This window comes from Mycobacterium sp. TH-M106 (genome assembly GCF_057473765.1).
The window spans coordinates 1-19,316 of sequence record NZ_JBYCLE010000039.1; the positions used below are offsets into that span (position 1 = coordinate 1).

14 protein-coding genes are annotated in these 19,316 nt (G+C 67.4%); 6 read left to right on the top strand and 8 right to left on the bottom strand.

Annotated elements, in window-relative coordinates:
• Positions 1 to 3: 3 nt before the first annotated feature.
• Positions 4 to 981, bottom strand: coding sequence for a phosphotriesterase family protein (locus tag AC2VOP_RS01235; RefSeq protein ID WP_486959272.1), 978 nt, complete (start codon positions 979 to 981; stop codon positions 4 to 6).
• A gap of 106 nt (positions 982 to 1,087) precedes the next feature.
• Here AC2VOP_RS01235 and AC2VOP_RS01240 point away from each other — a divergent pair, with 106 nt between their 5' ends.
• Together AC2VOP_RS01240 and AC2VOP_RS01245 are read left to right on the top strand one after the other, a co-directional pair.
• Positions 1,088 to 1,771: a TetR/AcrR family transcriptional regulator gene (locus AC2VOP_RS01240; RefSeq protein WP_486959273.1), complete on the top strand. Its 684-nt coding sequence runs from the start codon at positions 1,088 to 1,090 to the stop codon at positions 1,769 to 1,771.
• A complete protein-coding gene (locus tag AC2VOP_RS01245; protein ID WP_486959274.1) occupies positions 1,768 to 2,709 on the top strand; it encodes a R2-like ligand-binding oxidase in 942 nt (313 codons plus the stop codon). The genes AC2VOP_RS01240 and AC2VOP_RS01245 overlap by 4 nt, the downstream gene beginning before the upstream one ends.
• 94 nt (positions 2,710 to 2,803) lie before the next feature.
• Here AC2VOP_RS01245 and AC2VOP_RS01250 read toward each other — a convergent pair whose 3' ends face one another.
• Entirely contained in the window at positions 2,804 to 4,198 is a 1,395-nt protein-coding gene (locus AC2VOP_RS01250; RefSeq protein ID WP_486959275.1) for an NADP-dependent succinic semialdehyde dehydrogenase, read from the bottom strand.
• A 414-nt stretch (positions 4,199 to 4,612) separates the two neighbouring features.
• On the opposite strand from AC2VOP_RS01250, the gene AC2VOP_RS01255 reads away from it, so the two are divergent.
• Positions 4,613 to 5,338 (top strand): hypothetical protein, encoded by a 726-nt coding sequence (locus AC2VOP_RS01255; protein ID WP_486959276.1) that lies wholly within the window; start codon positions 4,613 to 4,615, stop codon positions 5,336 to 5,338.
• A gap of 35 nt (positions 5,339 to 5,373) precedes the next feature.
• Here AC2VOP_RS01255 and AC2VOP_RS01260 read toward each other — a convergent pair whose 3' ends face one another.
• The 3 genes from AC2VOP_RS01260 to AC2VOP_RS01270 all read right to left on the bottom strand — a co-directional run bounded on the left by AC2VOP_RS01260 (position 5,374) and on the right by AC2VOP_RS01270 (position 12,737).
• Positions 5,374 to 8,145 carry a PE-PPE domain-containing protein gene (locus tag AC2VOP_RS01260; protein ID WP_486959277.1) on the bottom strand — a complete coding sequence of 924 codons (2,772 nt, stop codon included), beginning with the start codon at positions 8,143 to 8,145 and terminating at the stop codon, positions 5,374 to 5,376.
• A 70-nt stretch (positions 8,146 to 8,215) separates the two neighbouring features.
• A complete protein-coding gene (locus AC2VOP_RS01265) occupies positions 8,216 to 12,517 on the bottom strand; it encodes an alpha-(1->3)-arabinofuranosyltransferase domain-containing protein (RefSeq protein WP_486959278.1) in 4,302 nt (1,433 codons plus the stop codon).
• Positions 12,518 to 12,563: 46 nt separating this feature from the next.
• Entirely contained in the window at positions 12,564 to 12,737 is a 174-nt protein-coding gene (locus AC2VOP_RS01270; protein ID WP_486959279.1) for a DUF2613 domain-containing protein, read from the bottom strand.
• A gap of 161 nt (positions 12,738 to 12,898) precedes the next feature.
• Between AC2VOP_RS01270 and AC2VOP_RS01275 the strand changes: the two genes are divergently transcribed.
• Positions 12,899 to 14,029, top strand: a complete 1,131-nt coding sequence (locus tag AC2VOP_RS01275) for a glycoside hydrolase family 3 N-terminal domain-containing protein (RefSeq protein WP_486959283.1) — start codon at positions 12,899 to 12,901, stop codon at positions 14,027 to 14,029.
• Positions 14,030 to 14,081: 52 nt separating this feature from the next.
• Positions 14,082 to 14,723, top strand: coding sequence for a TetR/AcrR family transcriptional regulator (locus AC2VOP_RS01280; RefSeq protein WP_486959284.1), 642 nt, complete (start codon positions 14,082 to 14,084; stop codon positions 14,721 to 14,723).
• 3 nt (positions 14,724 to 14,726) lie between these two features.
• Here AC2VOP_RS01280 and AC2VOP_RS01285 read toward each other — a convergent pair whose 3' ends face one another.
• Both AC2VOP_RS01285 and AC2VOP_RS01290 read right to left on the bottom strand, forming a co-directional pair.
• Complete coding sequence (locus tag AC2VOP_RS01285; RefSeq protein WP_486959280.1) at positions 14,727 to 15,569, bottom strand: MaoC/PaaZ C-terminal domain-containing protein; 843 nt, start codon at positions 15,567 to 15,569, stop codon at positions 14,727 to 14,729.
• 79 nt (positions 15,570 to 15,648) lie between these two features.
• Entirely contained in the window at positions 15,649 to 17,022 is a 1,374-nt protein-coding gene (locus AC2VOP_RS01290) for a 3-oxoacyl-ACP reductase (protein WP_486959281.1), read from the bottom strand.
• Between the two features lie 160 nt (positions 17,023 to 17,182).
• On the opposite strand from AC2VOP_RS01290, the gene AC2VOP_RS01295 reads away from it, so the two are divergent.
• Positions 17,183 to 18,508 (top strand): acetyl-CoA C-acetyltransferase, encoded by a 1,326-nt coding sequence (locus AC2VOP_RS01295; protein ID WP_486959285.1) that lies wholly within the window; start codon positions 17,183 to 17,185, stop codon positions 18,506 to 18,508.
• 37 nt (positions 18,509 to 18,545) lie between these two features.
• Here AC2VOP_RS01295 and AC2VOP_RS01300 read toward each other — a convergent pair.
• The coding region (locus tag AC2VOP_RS01300; RefSeq protein ID WP_486959282.1) for an acyl-CoA dehydrogenase C-terminal domain-containing protein at positions 18,546 to 19,316 on the bottom strand (771 nt) is incomplete at its 5' end.

A 19,316-nucleotide genomic window follows, 5' to 3' on the forward strand; every position in this document is an offset into this window, starting at 1 on the left:
GCGTCAGTAGCCGCCCTGGTTTTCGAAGATCTTTCGCGGATTGTCGACCAGCATGGTGCGCAGCTGCTCGTCGGTGACGCCGCGCTCTTTCAGCGCAGGGATCACGTCGTTGTGAATGTGCAGATAGTGCCAGTTCGGGGCGGCCACCGGTATCAGCTCCTCCGGCAGCGCGTCGAAATAGCAGCTCGCGTCCTGCGACAGCACCATCTTGTCGGCATGACCGCGCTCGCACATCCGCGCCACCGTGTTCACCCGGTCCTCGAACGGCAGGATGAGGTCGATGCCGAACCGGTCCATGCCGAGGTAAGAGCCGGCCGCGACTAGCTCTTCGAGATAGCCCAGGTCTGTGCTGTCACCTGAGTGCCCGATCACCACGCGGGACAGGTCCACCCCCTCGTCGGCGAAGATGCGCTGCTGTTCGAGCCCGCGCCGCAGCCCGGCGTGGGTGTGGGTGGAGATCGGCACCCCGGTGCGACGGTGCGCCTGCGCGACCGCGCGCAGCACCCGTTCCACACCGGGCGTGACGCCTGGCTCGTCGGTGGCGCATTTGAGGATCGCGGCCTTGATCCCGGTGTCGGCAATGCCTTCTTCGATGTCTCGGACGAACATGTCGGTCATGACCTCCGGGCCGTCGAGCATGGTGCCCGGCCCGAGGTAGTGGAAGCAGAACGGCACGTCGTTGTAGGTGTATACGCCGGTGGCGACGATGATGTTCAGTTCGGTGGCGGCAGCAACGCGGGCGATGCGGGGGATGTAGCGGCCCAGCCCGATCACGGTGAGGTCGACGATGGTGTCCACCCCGGCGGCTTTCAACGTGTTGAGCCGCTCGATGGCATCGGAAACTCGTTTCTCCTCGTCCCCCCAGGCTTCCGGGTAGTTCTGGGCGATCTCGGTAGTCATGATGAAGACGTGTTCGTGCATCAGCGTGACGCCGAGATCGGCGGTGTCGATTGCTCCGCGTGCGGTGTTCAGTTGCGGCATGGGTTGATGGTAGGCGTCAAAGGTCTGGTGATACCCGGCAGACACCTAGAGGTGTGAAGCCAGTCACACTAGAATGACCAGTGGTCATCAAAGTGAGGTGGAGTCAATGCCGACGGTGACGTGGGCGCGTCTCGACACGATACGGCGCGCAGCGGTGATGGCGGCCGCCGAAGCAGAGTTCGCCGCGCACGGGTTCTCTCGGGGCAGCCTGAACGCCATCGCCCGACGCGCGGGAGTCGCCAAGGGCAGCCTGTTCCAATACTTCGCCGACAAACGCGATCTGTACGCGTTCATCGCTGACGTCGCCAGTGGTCGGGTGCGGTCCTACATGGAGGACCGCATTAGCGAGCTGGATGCCAGCAGATCGTTCTTCGACTTTCTCACCGACCTGCTCGACGCCTGGGTCGCCTACTTCGCCGATCATCCTCGGGAGCGGGCGCTGCATGCCTCGGCGAGTTTTGAGGTCGACACCGACGCCCGGATCAGCGTTCGATCCGTCATGCACCGCCATTACCTGGAAGTCTTGCGCCCGCTGGTGCGTGACGCGCACGTTCGTGGCGATCTACGGGCGGATTCTGACACCGATGCGTTGTTGTCGCTGCTGTTGATGATCTTTCCGCATCTGGCGCTGGCACCCTATGTGCGCGGGGTCGATCCGGTTCTCGGGCTCGACGAGCCTACCCCCGAACAGCCGGCACTGGCCGTGCGGAGGCTCGTCGCCGCGCTTTCGGCCGCATTCGGCAGCGAAAGCCCCAGCAATCAACCCGATTTCAAGGAGGTCATCATATGACACGCACCCACTATGGCTCGCTGGCCGCAGGCGGGCTTAACTGGGATAGCCTGCCGCTCAAGCTGTTCGCGGGGGGTAACGCGAAATTCTGGAATCCCGCCGATATTGACTTCTCCCGCGACCGGGCGGACTGGGACTCGCTGTCGGACCGGGAACGTGACTACGCCACCCGGCTGTGTGCCGAGTTCATCGCCGGCGAGGAAGCGGTTTCCGAAGACATCCAACCGTTCATGGCCGCGATGCGGGCCGAGGGCAGGCTGGGCGACGAGATGTATCTCACCCAGTTCGCGTTCGAGGAAGCCAAACACACCCAGGCCTTCCGGTTGTGGCTGGACGCCGTCCGGATGACCGACGATCTGCACGGTTTCCTCGACGAACTGCCTTCCTACCGGCAGATCTTCAACAAGGAGCTGCCGGAATCGCTGAACATGTTGTCGACGGATCCCTCACCGGCATCCCAGATTCGGGCGTCGGTGACGTACAACCACTTCGTCGAGGGCACGTTGGCGTTGACCGGCTACTACGCCTGGCACAAGATCTGTGTGGAACGCGGCATTCTTCCCGGCATGCAGGAACTGATCGGACACATCGCTGACGACGAGCGACGCCATATGGCGTGGGGCACCTTCACCTGCCGCCGCCACGTCGCCGCCGACGACGCCAACTGGACGGTATTCGAAACGCGGATGAACGAGCTCATGCCGCTGTTAGTGAGTCTCACCGAGGAGGGCGATGCGCTCTACGGTGACGATGTCCCGTTCGGTCTGTCAAATGACGAGTTACTGCAGTACGGCACCGACAAGGGCATGCGCCGGTTTGGCACGATCAGCAGCGCCCGCGGCCGCCCGGTCGCTGAGATCGACCTGGATTACTCACCGCTGCACTTGGAGGACACCTTCGCCGACGAGGACGCGAAGGCCTTGGCGGCCTCGGTGTGATTTCGCCGAGATCGACGTTAGCGTTGACCGCAATCGAATTTGATAGCGCCGGAGTCGATTTCGGTGCCGACAGGTCGTGGCTTATCCCACGCAGTCATCCCACCCAGACCGTCTTGAGGTTGCAGAACTCGCGGATTCCGTGCCCGGAGAGTTCCCGGCCATACCCGGAGCGCTTGACCCCCCCGAACGGCAGCCCAGGATACGACGTCGTCATCCCGTTGACGAAGACCTGACCGGCTTCGATCTCGTCGACGAAGCGGCGCTGCTCGGCCTCGTCGGCGGTCCAGGCGTTGGAGCCCAGTCCGAACGGGGTGGCGTTGGCGATGTCGATGGCTTCGTCGATATCGGCGGCACGGTACACCGAGGCGACCGGACCGAACAGCTCCTCGGTGAAGATCGCCATGTCGGAGGTGATGTCGGTGATCACCGTCGGCGGGTAGAACCAGCCGGGGCGCTCGAGTCGCTTTCCGCCGCAACGGATCACCGCGCCCGCGGCGGCGGCCGCCTCGACCAGCTCCTCGATGTCGACGCGGCCCTGCTCGGTGGCCAGCGGTCCGACGTCGGTGTCCGGGTCGGCCGGGTCGCCAACCCGCAGCGCTGCCATCTTGGCGGTGAACTTCGCGACGAAGTCGTCGTAGACGTCGGTGTGCACGATGAATCGCTTGGCGGCGATGCACGACTGGCCGTTGTTCTGTATCCGGCCCGCGACCGCAGTGTCGACCGCGGCGTCCAGATCCGCCGACGGCATCACGATGAACGGGTCGCTGCCGCCGAGTTCGAGAACGGTGTGCTTGATCTCATCGCCGGCGATTGCCGCAACCGACCGCCCGGCCAGCTCGCTGCCGGTCAGGGTGGCGGCGGCCACCCTGGGATCGCGCAGAATCCGCTCCACCGCGCCGGACGGGATGAGCAATGTCTGGAAACAGCCGTCGGGGAAGCCGCCGCGGGCGAGCACGTCCGCGAGGTACAGCGCGGTCTGCGGCACGTTGGAGGCATGTTTGAGCAGCCCCACATTGCCGGCCATCAGCGCAGCCGAGGCGAACCGCACCGCCTGCCAGAGCGGGAAATTCCACGGCATGACGGCCAGGATCACCCCGAGCGGCTGGTATCGGGCGAACGCTTTCGACGCGCCGACCGCAGCCGCGTCGGCCGGCTCGTCGGCCAGCAGCGCTTCGGCGTGATCGGCGTAGTAACGAAAGCCTTTGACGCTCTTGAGGGCCTCGGCCCTGGCCGAGGCCAGCGTCTTGCCCATCTCCAGGGTCATCATCTCCGCGACCGGGTCGGCTTCGGCCTCCAGCAGGTCGGCGGTGGCGTGCATCCAGCGGGCACGCTGCGCGAAGCTGGTGCGACGGTAGCCGACGAACCGGTCGGCCGCGCGTGCTATTGCGGCGTCGACCTCCTCGGCGGTGGCCGCGGCGAACGTCTTGACTGTCTCCCCGGTGGCCGGGTTGATCGTGGCAATCGGCGATGCGGGCCCTGATGCCGGCACGGTTTCCTCCTCTGGCGATGCAACTGCGTGATGGGTGCACCGTCCAGCCTGCCACCACCTGGGTGCGACGCACCGTTGTCACCGGCGTCATCGGGGAAGACGGCCTGATCGCGTAGGCTCTAGGCAGCAGACGAGGCAGAGCACGCCGACAGGAATACACCCCCGATGCGCTTCAACCCCCCACCCAATTGGCCGCCGCCGCCGCCCGGTTGGGCGCCGGACGGCAGGTGGGCACCGGATCCGTCGTGGCCGCCACCGCCGCCCGGCTGGCAGTTCTGGGTCGATGACTCGGCACCCGGGGTCGCGCCTGGGTATCCGCCCGGATACTCGCCGCAACAGCCGGACCAATGGCCGGACCTGCCACCTCGACCGCCACAGCGGCCCGGGCGGCGAAAGGCACTCTGGGTAGCACTCGTGTCGGCCACCGTTGCCACCATAGCCGTCACCGCCGCCGTTTCGATATTCGTGGTGGGCCTTGGCCGACGGCCGACGAGCGCCGACGCGGAAAAGGCATCGAAAAAGCCCGATATCACCCAGTTGACCAGGGATCTTCTCGTCGACAAGTCGGCGTTCCCCGAGTTCAACGGCGGCCGACGCAAGAGTGGACTCGGCAGCAATGATCGGCAGGCATCGGGGATGTCGAACTTCTCTATCAGCCCGCAAGAATGCTCTGAATTCTATGGTTACCCGGAATCGGCTACGCAGACGGCGTATGCGACCGCGTCCAAGATGGATGCCAACGGCCCGAGTTCACTGGAGGTGCACCTCGCCATCATCCCGAGCCAGCCAGATCTCAAGGACCGTGTGGAGAAATGCCAGTCGTTCACGGTGTCTCTGGAGTTACTCGGCCGGACGCTGACGTTCGACGCCCAACTGGAACCACTCGAGGCGTCGGGCGTACCGCCGTGGGCGGTCGCGACCGTGATGAAAAGCTCCGCCTCGCCCTTCCCCGGAATTCCCATTTCGGTGTCGATGGCGACCGCCACAATCTCGGGGTATTACCGCGGTGTGCTCGTCGTCGCCGGTTATGACGTGTTCAATCGCCGCGGCAAAAACAACGCAACCCTCCCCGCCGACGGTGTCGACGACCTGGTCAGGCTGTTCGACGCCCAGATCCAGAAGCTGGAGGCCGCGCCGTGACAGCGTCACCGGTGCCGACTGCACACCACGCGATGTCAGGAGACGAGGCCGCTGAGATCGCTGCCGATCTGCGTCGCCGCATTCGCGAGCACGTCGTACTCTAGGCCGCCGGCCAGGGTGATCAGGCCGACATCGGCCGCGAACGGAAATCCAATGGCGTCGAGCGGATGGGCGAGGTTGTCCTGGATGAGCTCGAGGTCGTAGGCAGGGACACTGGTCAGCAGGGTGTTCGTGATGTCCGCGGTCGGGAAGAGCGTGTTATATGCCGCCTGAACCACGTTCTGCAGCGTGGCGGCCGTGTCGGTGAGGCCGGTGAGGCCGGTGAGCGAAGTTGACAGCGACGCCGCGTCCACCGGCGCCGGCGACCCGCCGGACGTGATGTCGCTGACCGCCTTGCTGAATCCCTGGTTGGCTCCGGCGACCAACTCGTCGAACACCGTGGCCGGGTTGACGTCAGGGAACAGCCCGATCGGGGTAGGCGCGTCCGCCGGGGTCGAGTAGCCTACGTCGGCGGCGCCGTAACCCAAGTTCACCAGCACCTTTAAGTCCGGCTGAAGCAGATCGGCAAGCGGGTTGCCCAGCACGGGCATATTGCGCAGCGGCTCCAGAAGCGGCAGATTGTCCTCCGGAATCAGGAAGTAGCGGGTGGAGTCGCTGGCCCCCAACGGAATAGCGTCCGCAACCGCCGCAGTCGAGATAGTCGGGTAGGTGTCATGCAGGTGTTCTATTCCGGCGACCGCGTTGAGGTCGGCCAGCAGGTTGATCGGGTAGCGGGGGAAGTCGGAGACACCGTCGTACTCGATGGTGTAGATGTCGGTCGCATATGGCGTGTCGGGAGGAGTTGCGCCGTAGAACGGGATACCCAAACTCGTCGAATCCAGGCCGTAAAAGCGTTCCAGCAGGCCGCCGTTGGGCGCGTCGGGGTCACCGGCCAGAACGAAACTGAGCTGGTCCGGGCTCACTGGCGTCGACGCCGTCCCACCTGGGCCGGCGGTGCCGTCCGCGAGCTGCTGCATGGCCAGTGAGGCGATGGTTGCGCTCTGGCCGTAGCCGAACACCGTGACGTGGTCTCGGTGCGCGACTTGCTGCAGGACCGAGCTGTTGAGGTTGCTGACACCCTCGGCCACTGACACATCGAACGGCAGGCTCTGCAGACCGGTCAACGGATTGGACCCCGCCGGGGTGAACAGCGGCTGCTGGCTGACTTCGGCGGGCAGGGCGGGCAGGTATCGCTGCGAAACGTCATTCAGGTAGCTCTCCGAGGGTATCGGCTGGCCGCCGGGGCCCATGATCAAGGCCGTGTCCGGCGCCGGGGTCGACGGGTCGGCCGCCGGTGCCGATGTTTCGGCCGGCACCACCTCCGCCACGGCGGAGTCCGCCGTCGCCGAACCGGCCGTCGTCGGCGACACCAGTTCGGCAGCGGCTTTCGCGAGATCTCCTAGGGTGTGAAACCCCGCCAAGCCCACCGTTTCAATTCCGTTGATTGCCGCACCCGACTGCAGCTGCAGCACTGGCTGCAGCAGCTCCGAATAGTCGAAGGACAACATCCCGGACAGGGTGTTGATGGCCTCGATCAGCCCGGCCAGCGGACCCGACGGGACCGGCGTGAGGTTGGACAACGCAGCGATCGGGTCGTATTCGCCCTGCAGGGTTTGGTGTGCTCCCGGACCCAGCAGGTCCGACAACACCGAGATGTACGACAGGGAATTCGGGAAGCCCGATACCACCGACGACAGGAACGACGCGGCCTGCGACAGATCCGACGGCAGCGTCGACGGTAGTTGCGCGAGATCGGTGGTGAACTTGGCGATACCCTGTTGGGCGCCGGCGAGCAGTTCGTGGATGAGGGTGGCCAGATTGACGTCGGGGAACATTCCGGTTGGCGTGGTTCCCGGCGTCGTGTAACCAACGTTTTCGGGTCCGTAGCCCAGATTGACGAGCACCTTCAAGTCCGGTTGCAGCAGGTCGGCCAGGGGCGTCCCGAGGATACTCAGGACCGGGGTGTCCCGCAGCAGGTCCAGCAGCGGCAGATTCGCGGTCGGGATCAGGTACTCCGTGGTGTTGCCGGCGGTGGCCAACGGGAACGCGGTATCCAGTTGAGCTTGGGTGAGGGCCGGATAGCTGGAGTGCACGTACAGGAAACCGAGTGCTGCGTTGAGCTCTGCCAAGACGTTGCTCGAGTACACCGGGGGGTCGGCGACACCGTCGTACTCCAGCGTGTAGATGTCGGTCGCATACGGCGTGTCGGGCAGTGCCGCGACGGTGCCTCCGGGGTCGCCGATGAAGACGAAGTGCAGCTGGTCGGCGGTCGGCGTGCCGGGGATGTGATTCGCCAAATCCGCCGCGAGGTTCTCCTCTTCCTGGGTGGCGATCCCGGCGCTTTGCGAGTACCCGAAAACAACGACAGCGTTTCCGGCCGCGACTTGCTGGTCGATCTCGGCGTTCATCATCGTCAAACCCTGGGAACCCGACGGGCCGAAGGCCAAACTCTTGATGCCGGTGAGAAAGTCGATCGGATAGAATCCCTCTGGCGTGAACGCGCTCTGGGCGTCGGCGACGGTGAATCCGGGCAAAATCGGGGTGACAAATCTCTGGGTGACGCCGTCAACGAAGACCGGCGGAGGTATCGGCAGGGCGCTGCCGCCGTACACCAGGATCGCGTCAGCCGGACTTGCGACGTCCGCGACTGAGCCCACGGAGTCCCCGAAGGCGAACGCCGCGTGCAGCACGGCCGTCAGCCCCAAGAGACTTGTCCCGGCGGTAGCCAGCAGGCCGCAACCCAGGAACCGGAACCTCGAACCCACCATCATCGACCCCTGTGAGCTCCCGAAAAGGCTGAAACCACCTATTAAACGATCTGAGCAGCATACGCGCCCGTCACTGTCTACGCAGCAGGGCGACCGCCGACGCCGCCAGCACCGCCACCGAAATCAGGGCCAGCAGTTGCACACTCGCCCAGTGGCCCGCGTAGCCGTCCACCGATCGCCACGGATGCCGGCTCAACAACGCCCCGGCGGCAATCAGCCCGCCCGCGCTGCACCCGAGGGTGACAGCGGCATAGGCGCGTCGTCGATGCCGCAGGCCGTACAGCAGGCCCAGGGCGGTGGCGAACACGGCGACCCCGGTCACCCCGGAGATCACCGCACCGGCCCCTAGCCCCAAGGTGACCGCCAGGCAACGCGGCGGCGTCCACGGGCGGGCCGGTGCGTCGTTGCGCCCAGACCGGGAACCGTTGCGCCGGGGCGCCCACCAGGCCAGCAGCGCCAACAGCGGCAGCAGTGCCAGCCCGCCGGCCAGGCCGGCGCGGTAGAGCCGGTTGGACTCGAAGGTCAGCGTGAGGGTGCCCCCGGTGTCCGGGGGCACCACCCAGCCCTGTTGCCATCCGTTGACGGCAATGGGCACCAGTCGGATGCCGTTGTCGGTGCGTGCCACCCAGCCGGGGTTGATGCTCTCCGGCACCACCAGCACCCGTGTCGCCGGTGCTGCGCCCACCCGCACCTCGCGCCGGGCCGCGCCCCACTCTCCGGTGGCGGCCGGCCGCACAGCGGGCCCGGCGGCTGCCCCGGCCGACAAGGGAGCGGACATTTGCGCGCTGTCGACGACGAACGCCGCGCCCGGGCTGATCAGCAGCTCCTGCTGACCGGGTGGCAGCGCGATCGGCCGGCGGTCGCACAGCTGGGCGGCCACCGGCTCGCCGTCCAGCAGTGCGCCCACGGTGGTGGAAATCGAGGTGTGCACGAACCGGCCTGCGATCGCGATGACCGGGCCCGCGTTATCACCATCGCAGCCGACGGTGACCTTGCGAGCTCGGTTGCGGGCCGAATCCGCCGGTGCGACGGGCGCGACGGGGCCGCCTTGCGCGCCGAGCACCGTGATCTCGGCCAGCCCCGGCGGTTTGAGCTGATCGAAACCCAGTGCCGTGCGGTCGATGACGTCCTCCCAGGCGAGCAGGCTTACCGTGACGGTGTCGGTCACCCGGGGCCGCAGCGGCACCGTCTGCGGGCCGGCATCGTCGGCGCCGGACAACTTGCGGACCTGCGGGCCGCCGCCGAGGTCGACGGCCACCAGCGTGGGGCGGGCCGGCACCGGCAACACGCCTGGGGTGAGCCGCAGCCCGGTCACCTCGACGGGCCGCGGCAAGGTGACGGTCAGGGTCGGTGCGGTCTTGTGTGCGGCGGCGTACTGCGGTGCCACCCAGGAGGTCGCCGGATCGCCGTCGGCGGCGGCGTAGGCGGAGCCTGCCAGGTCGAGCAGGTCGGCATCGCCACGCGCCCGCACGGTGCCCGGCTCGGCGATCAGGTCGGCCAGGTTGGGGCCCGGCCGGGGCCGCACCCAGATCGCGGGGGTCACCGACACCGGCCGTGCCACGCTCAGGGTGCGGCTGAAGGTGACCGGCTCCTCGGGTTCCAGGGCCATCGAAGCGGCGCAGTGCACCCCGTCCGGGCCGTTCGCGCAGCCCGGTCTGCCCAGCAACTCGGCACCCAGGTCCCACCGCGTGACGTCGGCACCGGGTGGCGGCGGGGGGACCAGCACGGTGTGCCGCACGTCGACCGGATGGGCGAATCCAGACGCGTCGTAGGAGGTGACCGAGAGTTCGGTGATGCCGAACTGCACCCCGGGTGAGCCGTCGTCGGTGCCGACCGCGGTGATCCGCACCCACGGTGTCTCGCCGTAGGGCAGCGCGGCGGTGAGCGGCTCGCCGGCGTGGTCGAACCGCAGCGTGGTGGTGCCGTTGACGGTGGAGATCTGCATCCGGCGGACTTGGGCGCCGACCGCGGTGGCGCTGGGTGTGACGGTGATGGTGCCGTTGGTGACCGGGTGGTCGAAATCCACCTGCAGCCATTGGCCGACCGCCGCCTGCAGTGCGTTGGACACCCAGGCGGTGGCCGGGTCCCCGTCGACCGCGGCGGCGGGCGATGTCGCCGGCGCGACGTCGGGCAGTGCGGTGGCATCCGAGGACGAGCTCGACGCGCTGAGCCGCCCGCCGGTCCAGCCGCCGAAGACGGTCGCGGCGGCGGCGGGATAGTCGGGCACCCGGCTGTGGGTGCGCCGGTTCTCGCCGGCGGCCCGGGTCGCCGACGAGTGGTCATCGACCCGCCCGTAGTCGGTCTCGCGGGCCAGCGGGGTGTCGGTGATCGTGACAACCGGCGCGCTCAGGCCGGCACCGCGAGCGTCGGCGGTCATCAGCACCGGGCCCAACGCGGGCTCGCCGCGCAGCCGGCGATGCTCGTCGAGCCGCAGCAGCACCTCCGGGCCGCCGTCGACACGGGGCATCCGGTCGGCGTCGGCCAGATACGGCACTCCCGGATTGCCGGCCCCGTCCGACGCCGCGGTGATCCGGTATATCTCTACCGGCGGATAGCGTGGACGCAGCCCGCTGTCGGAGACGAACCCGGGCACCGTGCCGGCGCCGACCGATGCGCCGAACTGCACCACCTTGTCCAGCCCCGGCGACCCATCCACGGCGCGGTGCACCAAGATCGGCCGGGCCGACCGAGAAGTGTCGGGGTCCAGGTCATTACGCAGCACCAGATACGAAATCCCTTGGCGGGCCAGCGTATCGGCCAACCCGGCCGAAGGGCGTCCCGCGGCGAACAACCGCTGCACCGAGTCCAGCGCCCGGATGGTCGGTGCCGGCGTCAGCGGGATCGAGTCGCGCACCCCCCACGGGCCGGTGCCGAGCACCTGCAGCGGCTCGTCATGGCTGGCACCCCAGGTCTGAGTAGCGAACGGGGCGCCGGGCACCACCAGCACGCGGCCGGAGGTGGGGGTTCCGGCGTTGTGCTCAGCGAGCCAGCTCGCGGCGTCTCGCCAGTACTGCGGCACGGCGGAGAACGCCCCGGGCGCTGTGAGCCGGCCGGTCCAGGCCAGCGACGTGCTGACCAGCAAGGCCACCAACACCACCACGCCCACCGCGGCGGGCTTGTGATGCTCGGGGTGGGTGAACGCGCGGCGCCATACCGGTGCGGGTGCGCTGCCCGGGAGCGGTATCCGGCCGAGAAGGTGCGCCAGCCCCAGCACCAGCGGAATCCGGATCACCGACTCCAGCTTGTGCATGTTGCGCAGCGGCGCGCCGGCACCGTCGAGAAATGCCTGCACCGGATGCGCCAGCGGCGAGCCGAGGTCACCGGCGTAACCGGCGGACAACAGCGTCACCCCGATCAGCAGCATCACCACCAGCCGTCCCGCGCCGGACACCCGCCGTCGCAGCAGTCCCGCCAGGCCGGCGAGTCCGGCGGCCGCGACCAGGCAGGTGCCCAGGATGATCACCGGGCGGGTGACCAGCGGTGCCCCGGCGGTGGCGCTGGGCGCCACGAACGGTGTCCAGCTGTGGGTGCCCCGCAACATCTCGACCAGAGATGTCCACCGGGTGGTCACGCCAGCGGATTCGATGAAGTCCAGAAACGGCGGACTGACCCGTCCCAGCAACACCAGCGCCACCAGCCACCACAGCGTCGCCAGCGTCAGCGACAGCAGCCACCACCCGGTGAACCGCCACCACAACCTGTTCGGCCGGTGACAGGCCCACCAGATCACCGCCGGCAGGCAACCTGCGAGCGTCGCGACCGCGTTGACGGCACCCATCAGCGCGACCGCGACCGCGGCCTGGGCGGCCAGCACCCGCGCCGGACGGTCTGAGCCTCGCAGTGCCCGGATGACCGGCAGCAGCACCCACGGTGCCAGCATCATCGGCAGCGTCTCCGAGGAGATCGACCCGAGGGTGGTCAGTACCCGTGGTGACAGCACGAACGCCGCCGCGGCGATCACCCGCGATGTCGGGCTGCCGACGTCGAGTGCTTCTGCCACCCGCAGAATCCCCCAGAACCCGACCGTCAGCAGCACCGCCCACCACACCCGCTGGGTCACCCAGCCCGGCAACCCCGCTAGCTCGCCGACCAGAAAGAAGCTGCCGTGCGGAAACAGATAGCCGTAGGCCTGGTTCTGCACCTGGCCGAACGGCAGGTCGGGGCTCCACAGGTTGACCGCGCGGGCCAGAAACCGCGCCGGGTCGGCGGTCAGGTCGAGTTTGGTGTCCGGGGAGATCTGTCCGGGAGACTGCGCGAGGCTGCCGATCAGAGCGACCGCGCCGACCAGCCACAGCCAGCGCCGCGACACCGGCACCGAGGCCGACGAGGCCGACGCTGAGGCCGACCCTGAGGCCGACGAGGCCTCCCCCATCCTTGCTGAGCGGCCCGATGGGGCTGTAGCGTGCAGCCCCGGGCTCTTAGCCGCGGTTGCCGTATTCCACCCGGTTCAGCACCGACGACTGCGGGTCGCCCCCGGAGATTTGCGGTTTGGTGTCTTGTTGCACCATCAGGGTGATGCCGAAGATCGCCGCGGCGCCCAGCAGCAGACCGACCACACAGCTGACGAATGCCGCCGCCACGAACTGGGGCATGGTCAGGCTCCTTCGATGATTCGGCGAGGGTGGGACCGGTGAATCCCGGACGTCAAACTAGCACGAGGAGAGAAGAGATTGTGCGGTCGGCGGGTGTCCGGTCGTGACAGCATGGTGCAATGTCGACGCGGGTGCTCAGACGGCTGCCGGGTCTGCTGCGCATGGTCTTGGCGATCCTGACAGTTGCCGCGCTTCCGGCGCTGGCGGCCTGCTCGCGCCGGATCGAGCAACACACGCCGCCTCCGGCCGGCCCGTTAGCCGGCCCACCCTGCCCGGAGCTGGCGGCGACACTCTCGGTCCGCGACAAGCTGGCCCAGCTTTTGATGGTCGGCGTCCGCGACGCCGCCGACGCCCGGGCGGTGGTTGCCGACCACCACGTCGGCGGCATCTTCATCGGCAGCTGGACCGACCTGTCGATGCTGACCGACGGCTCGCTGGACGAACTGAAAGAGACTGCCCGAGGTGCCAGTGCGTTGCCGCTGGCGGTGAGCGTCGACGAAGAGGGCGGCCGGGTGTCGCGGCTGGCGTCGCTGATCGGGGCGGTGCCGTCGGCGCGGGAGCTGGCGCGAACACGCACTGTTGAACAGGTATACGCACTGGCGCTCGATCGTGGCCGCGAGATGCGCAACCGGGGCATTACTGTCGACTTCGCGCCGGTGGTCGACGTGACCGACGCACCGGACGACACGGTGATCGGTGACCGGTCGTTCGGATCGGATCCAGAAAAAGTCACCGCCTACGCCGGGATGTACGCCTCCGGGCTGCGTGACGCCGGGCTGTTGCCCGTCCTCAAGCATTTCCCCGGCCACGGGCACGGCTCCGGGGACTCGCACACCGGCGGGGTCGCCACACCGCCGCTGGCCGTCCTGCACGACGACGACCTGGTGCCCTACCGGACGCTGATTACTCAGACCCCGGTCGCGGTGATGATGGGCCACCTGCAGGTCCCCGGATTGACCGGGAACGATCCGGCGAGCCTAAGCCCCGCAGCGGTGCAACTGTTGCGGGTCGGAACCGGCTATCACGCACCGCCGTTCGACGGCCCGGTGTTCAGCGACGACCTGTCCAGTATGGCTGCGATCAGCGAGCACTACGGGGTAGCCGAGGCAGTGCTGCGCACCCTGCAGGCGGGTGTCGACGTAGCGTTGTGGGTCACCACCGGCGAGGTGCCCGCGGTGCTGGACAGGTTGGAGCAAGCGGTGGCCGCGGGCGAGTTGACGGTGCCGGCGGTCGACGCCTCCCTGCGGCGGGTCGCCGCAGTCAAGAGTCCTGATTCGCACTGCGGCGGTTGACTCTTGAGTAATGGCGGTTGACTCTTGAGTAATATTGTGCGCTGTGGTGAGTATGAGTAAGAGCAAGCGGTTACCGCGGGCCGTCCGTGAGCAGCAGATGCTCGACGCAGCCGTGCAGATGTTCTCGATGAACGGCTACCACGAAACGTCGATGGACTCCATTGCGGCGGCAGCGCGGATCTCCAAGCCAATGCTCTACCTGTACTACGGGTCGAAAGAGGAGCTGTTCGGTGCTTGCCTGAACCGCGAGCTGGCCCGGTTCGTGGACAGCGTGCGCAATGGTATCAACCTCGAGCAGCGGCCAAAGGAATTGTTGCGCAACACGATCGTGTCGTTCCTGCGCTATATCGACACTAACCGGGCGTCGTGGATCGTGATGTACTCCCAGGCTACCAGCTCGCAGGCGTTTGCCCAGACCGTGCGCGAAGGTCGAGGGCGCATCATCGATCTGGTGGTCGGCATTCTGCGCGCTGGCACCCGAAACCCTCCGCGCGACAATGATTTCGAGATGATGGCGGCAGCACTCGTGGGTGCGGGTGAGGCAGTGGCCACCCGGCTCAGCACCGGTGATACCAGTGTCGACGAGGCGGCCGAATTGATGATCGACATGTTCTGGCACGGTCTACGGGGCAAGCCTGCCGACATCGCCGACACCGGGCCCAGAGTCGCCAGCGGCTCCAACTCAGCGAGTTGACTGCTACAGCTCCCGGGCCGCGCCGGTCAGGTACGGATAGCCTTTGGTGATGTTGCGCAGCGCCAGATCCCAGCCGCCGATGACCTGATCGACGTAAAGTCCGGGGTTGGCGGGCAGCAGCAGCGGCTTTCCGAACCGCACCGAGTAGGTCACCGAGTCCGGCAGCATACCTTCGATATTGGCCAATACCGCTGCGGCGGAGAACATCCCGTGAGCAATGACCGTCGGGAAGCCGAACAGCCTGGCACCGATCGGATTGGTGTGGATCGGATTGTGGTCGCCCCCCACCGAGGCGTAGCGGCGGATTCGGCCTGCGGTGATGCGCAGCACGGCGTGCGGCGGAGGAAGCTTGGGTTGTTTGACCGGGGGCGGTTTGGGCTCGTCGGACAAGCTAGTGCGTTGCCGGTGCAGAAAGGTGGTCACCTGATGCCAGGCGGCGTCGTTACCGACGGTGACATCGGTCACCACATCGACCAGCAGACCCCTGCGATGTTCGCGCAGGTTCTCCGCGTGCACCGCGATGCCGACGGTATCGGTCACCGCGATCGGCCGGTACCGGGTTATCCGGTTTTCGATATGCACCGATCCCATTGCAGCAAAAGGAAAGTCGGATCCGGTCACCAGTGACATCACCGTCGGGAACGTCAGGGCGAACGGATAGGTCAGCGGGACTGTATCGCCGTAGCGGAGCCCGGTGACCGCGGTGTACTCGGCGACGTTGGCGCGGTCGACGGAGAGCTCGTCGACCCGGAGCGTGCGGTCGGGCAAGGTGGGGTCGCGAGGGATGAACGGCAGCGCCCCGGCCGTGGCGCGCAGCAGGTTTCGGAGGCCGCTCGGCTGTGTCACGGTACTCATTGTCCAGCTCTCCCCCGCAAGCGGGAGGTAACCCCATCTCGGTTCGGTCCGATCCGCATCATCGCTGGACTCAGGCCCCCAGCATCGCCTGGCCGCAGACCCGGACGGTGTTTCCGGTGACGGCGTTGGAGGCCGGGTTGGCGAAGTAGGCGATGGTCTCGGCGACATCGACCGGCAGACCGCCCTGATACAGCGAGTTGAGCCGTCGGCCCACTTCGCGGGTGGCCAGCGGAATGGCAGCGGTCATCGCTGTTTCGATGAACCCCGGCGCTACCGCGTTGACGGTGATTCCCTTCCGGGCCAGCACCGGAGCCAGCGCCTCGGTCAAACCGATCATGCCGGCCTTGGTCGTCGCGTAGTTGGTCTGCCCGCGGTTGCCGGCGATTCCGGCCACCGAGGACAGGCCGATGACCCGGCCACCTTCGCCGATGCAGCCGTTGTCGACCAGACCTTCGGTAAGATGTTGCGGGGCCGCTAGATTGACCGCGATCACCGCGTCCCAGCGGGCATCGTCCATATTGACCAACAGCTTGTCGCGGGTGATCCCGGCGTTGTTGACCAGGACGTCGGCCCGCCCCCCGTGATGCTCACGCAGGTGGTCGGTGATTTTCTCCACGGCATCCGCCGCCGTGACGTCGAGGGTCAGCGCGGTGCCGTCGACTCGGGTGGCGGTGCGGGTCAGTGCTTCGGCGGCACCCTCGACGTCGACCGCCACGACGGCGGCACCGTCGCGGGCGAACACCTCGGCGATGGTGGCCCCGATGCCGCGGGCTGCGCCGGTGACCACCGCCACCTTGCCGGCCAGTGGCTTGTCCCAGTCCGCCGGTGGCGTCGCATCGGCGGCGCCGACGGTAAACACCTGCCCGTCGACGTAAGCCGAGCGGGCCGACAGGATGAACCGCAGGGTCGATTCCAGGCCGGTGGCGGCCGGCTTGGCGTCCGGTGACAGGTACACCAGTTGCGCCGTAGCCCCGCGGCGCAGCTCTTTGCCCAGCGAGCGGGTGAAACCCTCGAGCGCACGCTGGACGATGCGCTCATCGACGCTGCCCGCGCGATCCGGGGTGGTGCCGACGACCACGATGCGGCCGCAGCGGCCCACATTGCGCAGCAGCGGGGTGAAGAAATCGTGCAGCGCCGCCAACCCGGCTGGTGAACTGATGCCGGTGGCGTCGAAAACCAGGCCGCCGAACGAGTCCGCCCACCGACCGCCGAGGTTGTCACCGACCAGGTCGTAGTCGTCGGCCAGCGCCGCCCGCAGCGGTTCGGCCACCCGGCCCGCGCCGCCGACCAGCAGCGGACCGGTCAGCGGCGGGTCACCGGGACGGTATCTGCGCAGCACCTCCGGCTGCGGAACACCGAGCCGTCTGGCCAGAAACGATCCGGGGCCGGAGTTGACGATCTGCGAAACCAGATCCCGGGAGGGGTTGGGAAGCTTGGGTGCCACTGAGCTGCCTTCCGTTTGCCGGCATGATCGACAACGAACTTACTCCAGAGTAAGGACAGTGGGTAGTATGGCCCCGACGGACTCAGACTGCCGACGCCCCGACACACAACCGGAGACGGAGATTATTGTGGCACCTGTTTTCAAACCTGCGCAGCCTCAGATGCGTCGCCGGGTTGCCGTGCTGGGCGGCAACCGCATCCCGTTCGCCCGCTCCGACGGTGCCTACGCCGAAGCCTGTAACCAGGACATGTTCACCGCCGCGCTGGGCGGTCTGGTGGACCGCTTCGGCCTTGCCGGTGAGCGCCTCGGCGCTGTGATCGGTGGCGCGGTGCTCAAGCACAGCCGCGATTTCAACCTGGTTCGCGAGTGTGTGCTGGGTTCGGCGCTGTCGGCCTACACGCCGGCGTTCGACCTGCAGCAGGCCTGCGGCACGGGTCTGCAGGCGGCCATCTGCGCGGCCGACGGGATCGCCGCCGGCCGTTACGAGGTGGCGGCCGCCGGTGGGGTGGACACCACCTCCGATGCGCCGCTGGAGATCGGCAACCAGCTGCGCCGCACCCTGCTGGCGCTACGCCGGTCCACCTCCAACCTGCAGCGGCTGAAACTGGTCGGTAAGCTGCCCGCCAGCCTTGGTGTGGAGATCCCCGCCAACAAGGAGCGGCGCACCGGATTGTCGATGGGCGACCATCAGGCGGTCACCACCAAGCAGATGGGGATCAAGCGCGTCGACCAGGACGAACTGGCTGCCGCCAGTCACCGCAACATGGCCGCGGCCTACGATCGTGGATTCTTCGACGACCTGGTCACTCCGTTCCTCGGGCTCTACCGCGACGACAACCTGCGGCCCGACTCGACGGTCGAGAAGCTGGCCGGTCTGCGGCCGGTATTCGGAGTACGCGCCGGCGACGCCACCATGACAGCGGGCAATTCCACCCCGCTGACCGACGGCGCCTCGGTCGCGCTGCTGGCCAGCGAGGAGTGGGCGGCCACGCGCTCCCTGCCGGTGCTGGCCTACTTCGTCGACTCCGAGACCGCCGCCGTCGACTACGTCAACGGCCCCGACGGCCTGCTGATGGCGCCCACCTACGCGGTGCCGCGGCTGCTGGCCCGCAACGGGCTCAAACTGCAGGACTTTGACTTCTACGAGATCCATGAGGCGTTCGCCTCGACGGTGCTCTGCCACCTGCAGGCCTGGGAATCCGAGGAGTACTGCAAGCAGCGGCTTGGCCTGGACGCTGCGCTGGGGTCCATCGATCGGGCCAAGCTCAACGTCAACGGCTCGTCGCTGGCGGCCGGCCACCCGTTCGCGGCCACCGGCGGACGCATACTGGCCCAGGCCGCCAAGCAGGTGGCAGAGAAAGTGGCAGAGAAAGTGGAAGAGAAAAAGGCCGAGCAGCGACAGGCGAAAAAGAACGCCCCGGTACGCGCGCTGATCTCGATCTGCGCGGCCGGCGGGCAGGGTGTCGCCGCCATCCTGGAAGCGTGAGGTCTGTGGTAGTGACCGCGACCCCTCAGAGCCATACTCAAAACGCCGCTTCGTCAAGCTCCATGATGTCGTTGTCGATGGTCTCGATCACCTGCCGGGTGCTGGTCAGCAGGGGCAGGAAGTTCTTCGCGAAGAACGACGCCACCGCGATCTTGCCCTCGTAGAAGGCCCGGTCGTCATCGTCGGCCCCGGCGTCGAGCTTCTCGATGGCGACCGCCGCCTGCCGAGCCAGCAGCCAGCCGATCACCAGGTCGCCGACGCTCATCAGGAAACGCACCGAACCCAGCCCCACCCGGTAGATGCTGGAGATGTTCTCCTGGGCGGCCATCAGATATCCGGTCAGAGACGCCGCCATGGCCTGCACGTCGGCCAGCGCGGTGGCCAGCAGCGCACGCTCAGCCTTCAGCCGGCCGTTGCCGGACTCGTTTTTGACGAACTCTTCGATCTGATCGGCGACGTGGCCGAGCGCCACACCTTTGTCTCGGATGATCTTGCGGAAGAAGAAGTCCTGCGCCTGTATCGCGGTGGTGCCCTCGTAGAGCGAGTCGATCTTGGCGTCGCGGATGTACTGCTCTATCGGGTAGTCCTGCAGAAAACCGGATCCGCCCAGGGTCTGCAGGCTCTCGGTGAGCTTGGCGTAGGCCTGCTCGGAGCCGACGCCTTTGACCACCGGCAGCATCAAGTCGTTGACCTTGACAGCCAGGTCGGGCGCCACCCCGTGCACCGCCTTGGCCACCGCGGCGTCCTGGTAGGTGCCGGTGTAGATATACAGGGCGCGCAGCCCCTCGGCGTAGGCCTTCTGGGTCAT